At 59.9% G+C, this 11,538-nt stretch carries 10 protein-coding genes; all 10 read right to left on the bottom strand.

Annotated features, from left to right (window positions below; translation table 11 throughout):
• Positions 1–4 precede the first annotated feature (4 nt).
• Entirely contained in the window at positions 5–526 is a 522-nt protein-coding gene (locus AAAK34_RS18155; RefSeq protein WP_231694818.1) for a GNAT family N-acetyltransferase, read from the bottom strand.
• Between the two features lie 30 nt (positions 527–556).
• Complete coding sequence (locus AAAK34_RS18160; RefSeq protein ID WP_231694817.1) at positions 557–1,321, bottom strand: enoyl-CoA hydratase; 765 nt, start codon at positions 1,319–1,321, stop codon at positions 557–559.
• 28 nt (positions 1,322–1,349) lie between these two features.
• Positions 1,350–2,219 carry a thioesterase family protein gene (locus AAAK34_RS18165; RefSeq protein WP_231694816.1) on the bottom strand — a complete coding sequence of 290 codons (870 nt, stop codon included), beginning with the start codon at positions 2,217–2,219 and terminating at the stop codon, positions 1,350–1,352.
• 238 nt (positions 2,220–2,457) lie between these two features.
• Positions 2,458–3,666: an acetyl-CoA C-acyltransferase gene (locus AAAK34_RS18170; protein WP_231694815.1), complete on the bottom strand. Its 1,209-nt coding sequence runs from the start codon at positions 3,664–3,666 to the stop codon at positions 2,458–2,460.
• Positions 3,667–4,237: 571 nt separating this feature from the next.
• Positions 4,238–4,666, bottom strand: coding sequence for an endonuclease domain-containing protein (locus AAAK34_RS18175; RefSeq protein ID WP_231694814.1), 429 nt, complete (start codon positions 4,664–4,666; stop codon positions 4,238–4,240).
• A gap of 254 nt (positions 4,667–4,920) precedes the next feature.
• Positions 4,921–7,338, bottom strand: coding sequence for a 3-hydroxyacyl-CoA dehydrogenase/enoyl-CoA hydratase family protein (locus AAAK34_RS18180; protein ID WP_231694813.1), 2,418 nt, complete (start codon positions 7,336–7,338; stop codon positions 4,921–4,923).
• A gap of 44 nt (positions 7,339–7,382) precedes the next feature.
• On the bottom strand, positions 7,383–7,826 hold the full coding sequence (locus tag AAAK34_RS18185; RefSeq protein WP_231694812.1) for a DUF2147 domain-containing protein: 444 nt from the start codon (positions 7,824–7,826) through the stop codon (positions 7,383–7,385).
• Positions 7,823–9,619 (bottom strand): acyl-CoA dehydrogenase C-terminal domain-containing protein, encoded by a 1,797-nt coding sequence (locus tag AAAK34_RS18190; RefSeq protein WP_231694811.1) that lies wholly within the window; start codon positions 9,617–9,619, stop codon positions 7,823–7,825. The genes AAAK34_RS18185 and AAAK34_RS18190 overlap by 4 nt, the downstream gene beginning before the upstream one ends.
• Before the next feature lie 42 nt (positions 9,620–9,661).
• A complete protein-coding gene (locus AAAK34_RS18195; RefSeq protein ID WP_231694810.1) occupies positions 9,662–10,321 on the bottom strand; it encodes a TetR/AcrR family transcriptional regulator in 660 nt (219 codons plus the stop codon).
• Positions 10,322–10,903: 582 nt separating this feature from the next.
• Positions 10,904–11,518 (bottom strand): nucleoid occlusion factor SlmA, encoded by a 615-nt coding sequence (gene slmA / locus AAAK34_RS18200; RefSeq protein WP_231694809.1) that lies wholly within the window; start codon positions 11,516–11,518, stop codon positions 10,904–10,906.
• Between the last annotated feature and the right edge of the window lie 20 nt (positions 11,519–11,538).

Raw genomic sequence — 11,538 nt, forward strand, 5'->3', positions numbered from 1 at the left:
CACCTCAGCCATCTACCGGGTGTGCCGGCGTGTCCAGGATCAACTGATAGAACGCCACATCCAGCCATTGGCCGAACTTGAAGCCAGCCTGCCGGACAGTGCCAGCATGCACAAAGCCGAGTTTTTCATGCAAGGCAACGCTCGCTGCATTGGCCGCGTCAATCACGCCGACCATCACGTGAAGCTGCTGAGTGCGGGCGGCTTCAATGAGTTTATGCATCAGAGCTGGCCCCACTCCACGACCTCGATGGTCCTTGTGGGTGTAGACCGAATGCTCCACCGAATATTTGTAGCCCGGCCACGGACGGAAGGTTCCGTAGCTGGCGAATCCCATGAGCGTACCTGCCTCGTCCACGGCGCCGATCACCGGAAAACCGCCGTCGGCTTTGGCTTGAAACCATGCCTGCATGCTTTGGAGCGTGCGCGGGTGGTAGTCGTACAACGCGGTTGACGCTGCAATAGCTTCGTTGAATATCTCGAGGATAGCCCCCGCGTGCTCGTCGTGCGTGCAGGCAATGAATCTCATGTTGTCAGCCGACATGGGATATGCCCAGGGTCACAGTTTGCTGAAATCGGGATACCGCTTTTCCATGAAGGCGCTCATGGCTTCACGCGCGGCAGGCTCGCCCAGCATGCGGGAGAAGCTTACGGCCTCTTCGCCGATTCGCTTGAGCACCAATTCCTGCTCTCCGCCCTTCATCAGGCGCTTGGTTTCGATCAGGCTGGCAAGGGGTTTAGCCGCAAGCTTGCGAGCCTGCGCCTGAGCCAGACTGTTAGCTTCCGAAGGTGGCACGATGCGGTTGACAAGGCCCACCTCAAGAGCCGCCTCCGCGAAGAAGGGCTCGCCCAGCAGCAGCGCCTCCGCCGCGCGGTGATAGCCGAACATGCGGGGCACCAGCAGGCTGGAGGCCGCCTCCGGGCACAAACCCAGATTAACGAAAGGCATCGAAAACGCTGCGTTGTCGCCCGCGTAGACCAGATCGCAGTGGAACAGCATGGTGGTGCCCACACCCACAGCCGGGCCGCACACGGCGGCCAGCAGCGGCTTGGGGAAGGTGGCCATGCCGCGCAAGAACCGGAACACGGGCGAATCCATTCCCTGCGGTTTGTTCTGCAGGAAGTCCTGCAAGTCGTTGCCGGCTGAAAACACGCTCTCATGACCTTGGATCACCACCACCCGAGTGGATGCGTCGGCTGCTGCATTCTCGAGCGCGTTGGCAAGGGCATCGTACATGGCCACGTTGATGGAGTTCTTGCGCTCCAGGCGATTGAAGGTGAGCGTGAGAACGCCGGCGTCGAGGTGGGAAAGTATTTCTGACATGTTGGAATTCTGATTCACTGAATCTGGTTCACTCTTTGTAATAGACGATCTGGTGTGAGGTGGCGAGCAAGTGACCGTGTTCGCTCCACAGCTGAGCACTCTGGTCGAAAAAACCATTGAAGAATGACTGCGAGCGTGCTTGGCCCAAAACGTGATCTTCGCCCACAGCGGCCAGTTCCTCGGGCCCTGCATGGTAGTACACGGTCATCGACACGGTTCCGATGGGCGTCATGCGGGCACGGCGGCGCCAGATGCGTGGGAAAAAGGCGTCTGCCAGGGCCGTGAGGCTGGTGTAGTCAAGCGGGCGCGGCGGATTGTCGCGCAGCCACATCTGGGTGAGGCTGTCGGCTTCGGCGTCATCCCAATGAAGCGGAAGCGCGCCGGCAACCAGGCGCATGTCGTAGCGACCCACCCAGCGCACACGATCAATGACAGGGGCGCTGAGGACTTCATTGGGCGATGAGACCGCCGGCATGGGCTCGTCTACCGCATTCCAGGTGGAACGTCGCACGGCGGTCACGGCCGTAGCGGTGAGCATGACGGCATCGATGCCGTCAGCGCCGGTTTGCCACAGGGTCAGCATCCAGTGCTGCGTAGAGCGATTGGTGCGAACGGGCCGCGCCTCGACGCGAAAAGGCCCGTCTGTCAGACCTGCAGCGAAGTTCACCGTAAACGAAACCGGGTCTCCCAGACGTTGCGGGTGCTGAAGCACGGCCTGCAGAGCCTGCGCCGCCGTGATGCCACCGAACGGTCCCACCATGTTGGCATAGTCTGGATGAGTACGGCCTTCGAACTCGACGGGCGAATCCACGCTAGGGGTGTCCGCGCTGGCTGCACGGGGCTCCAGAGCAATGGCTTCGTCGAAAGGGTGTGGGGCAATGCGGGAGGCTCGTTTCATGGCTGAATCTTAGAGCGAATCGGGCTTGAGAATCGCGCTTACTTAGGCAAATGCGATTCAATTGATCCTTCAACCGTAGGAGCGGCTTTAGCCGCGATACTCCTGCGCCACAAACAGTGCTATCTACGGCGCGGAGGCCTCTCGCGGCTAAAGCCGCTCCTACAAAAACACCTTTTTCAGGCCAGGGCGCGTCACTTAAGTCAATGCCATTCCGCTTAGAGCCTGCCCAATGTGCGCCTTAGACGCGCTCAAAAATACCGGCAGCGCCCTGCCCCATGCCTACGCACATGGTGACCATGCCGTATTTTTTGTTATGACGGCGCAGGGCATGCACCACCGTTGCCGAGCGGATCGCGCCGGTGGCACCCAGAGGGTGGCCGAGCGCGATGGCACCGCCCATCGGGTTCACCTTGGACTTGTCAAGCCCCAGCGAGTTTATGACGGCGAGCGATTGCGCCGCGAAAGCCTCGTTGAGCTCGATCCAGTCCAGATCGTCCTGCTTCAGCCCGGCTTGGCGCAAGGCCGCGGGAATGGCTTCAATGGGTCCAATGCCCATGATGTGAGGTGGAACGCCCCGGGCCGCAAAGCTGACGAAGCGCGCCAGCGGCGTCAGCCCAAAGCGCTTGACTGCTGCCTCGCTGGCCAGAATCAGGGCGCCGGCGCCATCGCTGGTCTGCGAGCTGTTGCCGGCCGTTACCGAGCCGCGTGCAGCGAACACGGTGCGCAGCTTCGCCAACCCTTCTGGCGTGGTGTCGGCGCGGGGGCCTTCGTCGATGCTCACGGTGCGCCGCGCCTGGGCGACTTCGGCGGTCTTGAGATTCACCGTGCGCTCAGTCACCTCCACTGGCACGATCTCGTCGGCAAATTCACCGGCCTTGATGGCTGCCAGTGCTTTCATGTGCGACTCGTAGGCGAATTTGTCCTGCATGTCGCGGGAGACTTTCCACTGTTGCGCGACTTTTTCTGCGGTCAGACCCATACCGTAGGCAATGCCGTAGTCGTCGACATTGGCCGTGTCGGTAAAGATGGTGGGCGAGAGCGAGGGCGAGTTGCCCATCATGGGCACCATGCTCATGCTCTCCACACCGGCAGCGATCATGACATCTGCCTCGCCAACACGGATGCGATCAGCCGCCATTTGCACGGCGGAAAGGCCTGAAGCGCAGAAGCGGTTCACCGTGATGCCGCCTACGCTCTTGGGCAGGCCGGCCAACACGGCCCCAATACGCGCGACATTCAAGCCTTGTTGCCCCTCAGGAATAGCGCAGCCGCAGATGATGTCTTCGATAGCCGCCGGGTCCAGCCCCGGGGCCTGCGCCAATGCGGCACGCAGCGTGCTGGCCAGCAGGTCGTCGGGGCGTGTGTTCCTGAAGTAGCCTTTGTGTGAACGGCCAATGGGGGTTCGGGTGGCGGCGACGATGTAGGCGTCTTGGATTTGTTTGGTCATGATGAAATTCCTGAGAAGTTGAGTTCTCTCTCCTGAGAGCACATGGGAGTGATTTCGGGTCTCACTGGAGGGGTGATGAAAGTCTGACTCCGGGAGAGTGGCGTGCGTAAGCCGCATCATTCCCGGGAAAAATTTGCCCCCTCTCCTTCCGGCAGAGGATCGAGGTGAGGGCGACGGTGCTTGATTCAGTCTCTGAGGATGTGATTCGACAGCGCACATCCAATAGAAGCGGTTCGCTGCTTTGAACAGGAAGCAGCGCGCGAGCGCGCTCCCTCACCCCTGCCCTCTCCCGGAGGGAGAGGGGCAGGAAACTCCTGGTACTCCTTCGTCGATGAAAGGCAACTGGTTAGCTCCTTCCTTTGAAAGGAGGATTGCCGGATCAAACTCAGAACCTGTTTGTATTTGCACCCTCTCCTCTCGGGAGAGGGTCGGTGTGAGGGCGACGGCGCTTGATTCAGTCACCGAAAAAGTGTTTCGCCCCCGCATCTCAGCATTGAAGAAACCTCGGCCCCAGCATACACAGGAGAGATGCCTTCCTTGCTCCTTTTCGAATCTACATCGCATGAAGAACCTACTCAGAAAAAGTTGAAACATTGGCTGCGATCCGCGCTTCGGCGACTTGCCTGATCTTTTCCAACACAGCGTCTGTCTCAAGCAACAAAGAGTTACTCCAAAAGCGGAGCACCACATCGAAGCCTTCACCCGCCAAGACCTTACTGCGTTGCTGGTCATAAACCACAGCAGCAGGCTCAGCATGCTGGCCGCCGTCAATTTCAATGACCATGCCAATTTCCAAACATGCAAAATCGGCAAAGTAGCCCACGATGGGGCGCTGTCGACGAAACTTCAGGCCCAGCAGGCGGCGATCACGCAGCTTGCTCCATAGCAAAGCCTCAGCGTCGGTTTGCGACTGGCGTAGCGCGCGAGCGCGCACCCTCACCCCCGCCCTCTCCCGCACGCGGGAGAGGGAGTTTTGTGGGTCCGTGGTGACTTCTTTCATTAAATGAGGGCTTCCTGCCTTCGCTACGTTGCTGAAATTCATTGAAGTCCTGCTTCCTTTTATGAAGTCCTGCGTTCCTTCATGAAGTGTTGCTCTCCCTCCCGCAAGCGGGAGCGCATTTCTTGCCCCCTCTCCCGCATGCGGGAGAGGGTTGGGGTGAGGGCGTGCAGCGCAACTTCAATCGCGGGACATCTGACTACAGCACTGCAGCTCATACGACCCTGCTCTCTTCCCCGCAAGCGGGGGAGCACTTATCAGTTCCGAACCGGCTTGCCAGTCGCCAGCATGCCCATGATCCGCTCGTGCGTCTTGGGGTGTCCCAGCAGCGAGGTGAATGCCTGTCGTTCCAGGGTCAACAGGTACTCCTCAGTCACCATCGTGCCGGGATCGACGTCGCCGCCAGTGAGCACGTGCGCAATGAGGCTGGATACATGGAAGTCGTGCTGGCTGATAAAGCCGCCATCACGCATGTTGACCAACTGCCCCTGAATCGTTGCCTTGCCGTCTCGGCCTGCCACGGCAAACTGGCGCTTATGCGGTGGGCGGTATCCCGCACGGTGCATGGCTTTGGCTTCATTGATGGCAACAAAAAGCAACTCGTCCTTGTTGGGAACGACCACATCGCTCTCCAGGAGGTAACCCAGCTTGCGGGATTCCAGCGCGCTGGTACCCACCTTGGCCATGGCGGCGGCAGTGAAGCCGTCGGTCAGGAAAGGCAGCAGATCCTTGCCCGTGCTGGCCAGGGAGTTCTCATAGGCACGGCGTGCCAGGTAGGTCAGGCCGCCCGCGCCGGGCACCAGCCCCACACCCACTTCGACCAGACCTATGTAGCTCTCCATGATCGCCACACGGCGCGACGAATGAACGGCCAGCTCGCACCCTCCGCCCAGCGCCATGCCACGAATGGCCGACACCACCGGCACATTCGCGTAGCGGATGCGCAGCATGAGATCCTGCAATTCCTTTTCCATGGAATCGACCAGGCCGGCACCGCCCGCCACATAGCCGGGCAACATGGCCTGCAAATCGGCCCCTACCGAGAATGGATCGTCTCCGGGCCAGATCACGAGGCCTTGGTATTGACTCTCAGCCAACTCCACTGCCTGCATCAGACCCTCACCAGCCTCCGGACTGATGGCGCGCATCTTGGTCTTGAGCGTGGCAATGACGACTTCGTCGTCCAGCGTCCAGATACGGATGGCATCCGTCTCGTGCAGCGTCTTGCCGGAATTGGCCGGACGCGGCCCACCCTCCCCCAAAAGCAGTTCGGGAAACAACTGACGTTCGTAGACAGGCAACTGACGACGGGGTTCAAAGCGTCCCGTTGCGGGGTTCCAGGAGCCCTGCTCGGTGTGGACACCGCCTGCCTCGGCGACCGGCCCCTTGAACACCCACTCGGGCAGCGGCGCCTTCGAAAGGGCCTTGCCAGCTTCGATGTCTTCCTGGATCATCTTGGCCACTTCCAGCCAGCCAGCTTCCTGCCACAGCTCGAAAGGACCTTGCTTCATGGCAAAGCCCCAGCGCATGGCCTGGTCCACATCGCGCGCAGTTTCGGCGATGTTCTGCAGGTGCACTGCCGCATAGTGGAAGCTGTTGCGCAACACCGCCCACAGAAACTGCCCTTGCGGCCCTTCAGAATTGCGAAGAAGCTTCAGACGCTCGCCAGCAGGCTTTTTCAGCATGCGGCCGTATACCTCGTCAGCCTTCTGTCCGGCGGGCACATATTCAGCGCCTTCCAGATCAAAGCGCAGAATGTCGCGGCCCACCTTTTTGTAGAACCCTGCGCCGGTCTTCTGGCCCAGGTTTTTCATTTCCAGCAGTTTGGCAAGCACTGCAGGCGTGCCGAAAGTGTCGTAGAAAGGATCGGCTTCAGGACTCAGGTTGTCCTGCAAGGTCTTGATGACGTGACCCACGGTGTCGAGGCCCACCACATCCACGGTACGGAAGGTGCCGCTGGATGCGCGCCCCAGGCGCTTGCCGGTCAGGTCGTCCACAATGTCGAAGGTCAGGCCAAACCTGTCTACCTCTTTCATGGTGGCCAGCATGCCGGCGGTACCGATGCGGTTGGCGATAAAGTTGGGCGTGTCCTTCGCGCGAACCACACCCTTGCCCAGCGCGCTGGTTACAAAGGTTTCCAGATCGTCCATGACCCTCGGCTGAGTCGCCGGCGTAGCGATCAGTTCCACCAGGTACATGTAGCGCGGCGGGTTGAAGAAGTGGATTCCGCAAAAGCGCGGCCGCAGGGCTTCGGGCAATGCCTCGCTCAGCTTGGTGATCGACAGGCCCGAGGTGTTGCTCGCCAGAATGGCATGCTTGGCCACGAAAGGCGCAATCTTGTGATAAAGATCGCTCTTCCAGTCCATGCGTTCGGCAATAGCCTCAATGATCAGGTCGCAGCCCTTGAGCTTCTTGAGATCGTCCTCGTAGTTAGCCGCCTCAATCAGGTCGGCATCGTCGGCCACACCCAGAGGTGAGGGCTTAAGCTTCTTCAGATTCTGGATGGCTCTTTGCGCAATGCCATTTTTGGGCACGGGCTTGCCGTCTTCGCCAGGCTTGGCAGGCAGGTCGAAAAGAATGACCGGCACCTTGACGTTAACCAGATGCGCCGCAATTTGCGCACCCATGACGCCAGCGCCGAGCACGGCGACTTTCTTCACATTGAAACTAGACATTTTCAGGAATTCCTTTTAGCCAGGGTTACCGTTCCTGGTGAACGTCACTGGACCCTGACCCAGGTCTGGGTGCGCCCGAACGGACCAATGGAGCCTCGTACTTCCAGCTTCTTGCCCTCTTCGACAGGTGTCAGGCGCAAGGCATAGTCGCTGCCCTTTTCAGGGTCAAGGATGCGCCCGCCTTCCCACACATTTTTGCCCTCGGCCTTCTTGGCACCACGGATGATTTCCAAGCCGGTCATGGGTTTGTCCTTACGCTCGTCGCTGCACTTGTCGCAGACGGCGTTCGGATCAGCGTCTTTTCTGAGCACCTTCTCGATGCGACCATTGAGCACGCCGCCCGTTTCGGCGATCACGACGCGCGCCTTGGGCTGACCTGTGGAGTCGTCAATGCTGTGCCAGGCGCCGACGGGCGTCATCTGCGCACAGGCAACACCGCCAAAGAGCACGAGGGACGCAGCTGCGAGCTTCTTGCTGAGTTTGCTCATGCCAGCGCCTCCTCGGTATCCAGCAGGTTCGACACGCCGGAGCGCGCGGTGCGCATCAGGCTGGCGGTTTCCGGGAACAGGCGGGCGAAGTAAAAACGCGCAGTCTGCAGTTTGGCCGTGTAGAACGGATCAGTGTTGCCTTCTGCTTGCTTCTTGAGAGCCACGCTGGCCATGCGCGCGAAGAAGTATCCAAACACCAGATGCCCCGCCACGCGGAGGTAGTCCACGCTGGCGCCACCCACTTCGTCTGGGTTGATGAACCCCTTGAAACCGATTTCGGTGGTGAACTTGGTCATCTGGTCAGCCAGGTAGCCCAGCGGATTGATGAACTCGCTCATCTTCTCGTTGACGCCCTCTTCTTCAACCAGTGCGGCGATCAGTTTGCCGAACTTCTTGAGCGTGGCGCCCTGATTGCCCAGGATCTTGCGGCCCAACAGATCCAGCGACTGCACGGTGTTGGTGCCTTCGTAGATCATGTTGATGCGGGCGTCGCGTACGAATTGCTCCATGCCCGTTTCATGGATGTAGCCGTGGCCGCCAAAGACCTGCATGGCATGGTTGGTGGCAGCAAAACCGTTGTCGGTGAGGAAGGCCTTGACAATGGGCGTGAGCAGCGCGACCAGTTCGTCGCTCTCCTTGCGCACTTTCTCGTCTGGGTGATAGAGCGCCTTGTCGAGCATCATGGCGCAGTAGATCGCCATGGCTCGGCCGCCTTCGGCGTAGGCTTTGGCGGTCAGGAGCATCTTGCGCACGTCGGGGTGCACGATGATCGGATCGGCCGGCTGGTCTTTCGCCTTCGTGCCAGAGAGGCTGCGCATCTGCTGGCGGTCCTTGGCGTAGGCCAGCGCGTTTTGATAGGCCACTTCGGTCAGCCCCAGAGACTGGTTTCCCACCCCCAGGCGTGCGGCGTTCATCATGACGAACATCGCCTGCAAGCCCTTGTTCGGCTCACCCACCAGCGTGCCGACGGCACCTTCCAGACTCAGTTGCGCCGTGGCGTTGCCGTGAATGCCCATCTTGTTCTCAAGACCAGTGCAATACACCGGGTTGCGATCGCCCAGGCTGCCGTCTTCCTTCACGTGGTACTTGGGCACGAGAAACAGGCTGATACCTTTGCTGCCCTTCGGCGCATCAGGCAGGCGCGCCAGCACCAGGTGCAGGATGTTGGGCACCATATCGTGCTCGCCTGCACTGATGAAAATCTTGTTGCCGGTAATCTTGTAGGTGCCGTCAGCCTCGGGTTCCGCCTTGGCCCTCAAAAGGCCCAGGTCGGTGCCACAGTGCGGCTCGGTCAGGCACATGGTGCCGGTCCACTCGCCGCTGGTGAGCTTGGGCAGGTATTTTTTCTTCTGCTCATCGGTGCCGTGCGCGTGCAGGGCTTCATAGGCACCATGCGAGAGACCGGGGTACATGGTCCACGCCTGGTTGGCAGAGTTCATCATCTCGTAGACGCATTGGTTGGCCACAATCGGCAAGCCTTGGCCACCGTACTCCGGGTCGCAGGCCAGGGCAGCCCAACCGCCTTCGACGTACTTGGCATACGCGTCCTTGAACCCGGTGGGGGTCTTGACCTCGTGCGTAGTCTTGTCGAGCACACAGCCTTCGGTGTCGCCACCGAGATTGATCGGTTGGATCACCTCGGCAGCAAACTTGCCGCCTTCTTCCAGAACCGCATTCAGGGTGTCCGCATCGATCTCGGCGTGGCGTGGAATGGCTTTGAGCTCATCTACGACATTGAGCACTTCGTGCATGACGAACTGCATGTCGCGCAGTGGCGGGTTGTAGGTAGGCATGGCGGATAGGCTCCTTGAAAACCAAGTATGTTGAGAGAAAAATCAGCGGTGATGGCTGTAACGCGAAAGGATACTTTCAAAACCGCGCATGGCGCGCTCGACGGCGCCAGGCAGTTGCAAGAAACGCGCCTCGTAGTGCAAGGCAAGAATCAGCGCGTGAATCTCGAAGGTGACCTGCCGTTCGTCGAGGTCTGGCGCCAGGTGACCCTCTTCGCGGGCCTGCCGAGCTGCACGCGCCATGGCTTCCAGCCATGACCCCACCGACCGGGCCAGCGCATCGTGCACAGGGCCGGGTTTGTCATCGAACTCCACGGCACCGCTGACGAAGATGCAGCCGGAATCAAGTTCGGCACCGGTGTGGCGCATCCAGTTCATAAACAAAGCACGCAAGCGCGGCAGCCCGCGCGGCTCCTTCATGGCCGGACAGAAAACGTCGCGCTCGAACCTGACGTAATACTCGTTCACGACCGAAATCTGCAACTCTTCGCGCGAGCCAAAATGGGCAAAAACACCGGACTTGCTCATGCCCATCACCTCGGCCAGCGCACCGATGGACAACCCCTCCAGGCCAAGTTGAGAGGCCATGCGCAGGGCAGCATCGACGATGGCGACCTTGGTCTGCTGGCCTTTGGGGAGTGCGCGCGGCACCCTGGCGCTTCCGGCACCAGCCTCACGGCGCGCGACTCGAAGTGTGGAAGTCATGTTAAAAATAAAACGAACGGTCGTTTTATTTTGCGTCAGTCCGGCGCCTTTGCCAAGTCCTCAGTGAATTTTTTTATGAGTATTTATACTTATTTCTAAAGTATTCTTTTTACTTAAGGATGTCCTGCATAACCCTCGCGAGTCGGTGGTAGTGCGGATCGGGATGAGGCGCAAGGCGTCTTTTTGCAGCCAATAGCCCAGCTATTGGCAAGAAAAGCAACGCAGCGGATCGCCCGAGACCGTGCTGCCACAGACCGCAGGGAGTTATGCAGGGCATCCTTAAGTGCACATTCGACGCTGAAACGGGCTCAGAGCATCCCAGGGGCCTTTCGGCACCCGGCACTTGTGGATAGACCAGAGGGCTCCCTGTAGGAGCGGCTTCAGCCGCGATGGGTCACCGTCATCAATGGCGTCTTGCGCTCCAAAGGAAACCAATCGCGGCTGAAGCCGCTCCTACAAGCAAACCCTCTTTGTTTCTCCCCGGAACGCCGGGCAACCCAACGGGCGTGGGAAGCTCTAAAGCTGCTCCCACAAGAACCCCGCGATGATCCCAAATTTGGCTTAGGTAATTACTGACAAGCCCTACCCCAGCAATAGCCTCAAGCTCGCTTGCTGGTGCTCCAGGGGCGAGCGTCTGAACCCCGAGCGTGCGAAACGCTGCAGTCGCCCCACCACAAAGGCTGTCAACACCGAGGCAGTCACTTGCCCGTCACGTTCTGGAGCAGGCTGTTCACCAGACACGGTTGCACCATCGCGCAGGCACTGGCGCAACGCGGCTTCGAGTTTGTCAAACAGCATGTTCATGCGCTGCTGGAGGCGCTCATGCTCGTACACCAGCGCATCTCCCACCATGACGCGTGCCATGCCGGGGTTCTTTTCCCCAAATTGCAGCACCATTGCAACCATGCGAGCGGCTTGCTGCCGCCCTGGCGGCTCGCGGTCGCTGATCTGGTTGATTAGCCCGAACACGCTGCTTTCAATGAAATCAATCAGTGCCTCGAACATCTGCGCCTTGCTGGCAAAGTGGCGGTAAAGCGCCGCCTCACTCACCTCCAGGCGCGCAGCCAGCGCAGCGGTCGTGATGCGCTCCGAACCAGGCTGCTCCAGCATTTCAGCCAGAATTTGCAAAATCTGCACCCGGCGCTCGCCCGGCTTCGGGCGCTTGCGAACGGTAGAAAGTTCGTCGGCAGGGTGCATGTTGAATCAATTGTTTCGAA

The organism is Ottowia caeni (assembly GCF_050821495.1).
Classification (GTDB): Bacteria; Pseudomonadota; Gammaproteobacteria; order Burkholderiales; family Burkholderiaceae_C; genus Ottowia; species Ottowia caeni.

Excerpts from the sequence above, each read along its gene's own strand:
- AAAK34_RS18155 (WP_231694818.1), bottom strand. The coding sequence starts at position 526 with ATGAGATTCATTGCCTGCACGCACGACGAGCACGCGGGGGCTATCCTC.
- AAAK34_RS18160 (WP_231694817.1), bottom strand. The coding sequence starts at position 1,321 with ATGTCAGAAATACTTTCCCACCTCGACGCCGGCGTTCTCACGCTCACC.
- AAAK34_RS18165 (WP_231694816.1), bottom strand. The coding sequence starts at position 2,219 with ATGAAACGAGCCTCCCGCATTGCCCCACACCCTTTCGACGAAGCCATT.
- AAAK34_RS18170 (WP_231694815.1), bottom strand. The coding sequence starts at position 3,666 with ATGACCAAACAAATCCAAGACGCCTACATCGTCGCCGCCACCCGAACC.
- AAAK34_RS18175 (WP_231694814.1), bottom strand. The coding sequence starts at position 4,666 with ATGAAAGAAGTCACCACGGACCCACAAAACTCCCTCTCCCGCGTGCGG.
- AAAK34_RS18180 (WP_231694813.1), bottom strand. The coding sequence starts at position 7,338 with ATGTCTAGTTTCAATGTGAAGAAAGTCGCCGTGCTCGGCGCTGGCGTC.
- AAAK34_RS18185 (WP_231694812.1), bottom strand. The coding sequence starts at position 7,826 with ATGAGCAAACTCAGCAAGAAGCTCGCAGCTGCGTCCCTCGTGCTCTTT.
- AAAK34_RS18190 (WP_231694811.1), bottom strand. The coding sequence starts at position 9,619 with ATGCCTACCTACAACCCGCCACTGCGCGACATGCAGTTCGTCATGCAC.
- AAAK34_RS18195 (WP_231694810.1), bottom strand. The coding sequence starts at position 10,321 with ATGACTTCCACACTTCGAGTCGCGCGCCGTGAGGCTGGTGCCGGAAGC.
- slmA (WP_231694809.1), bottom strand. The coding sequence starts at position 11,518 with ATGCACCCTGCCGACGAACTTTCTACCGTTCGCAAGCGCCCGAAGCCG.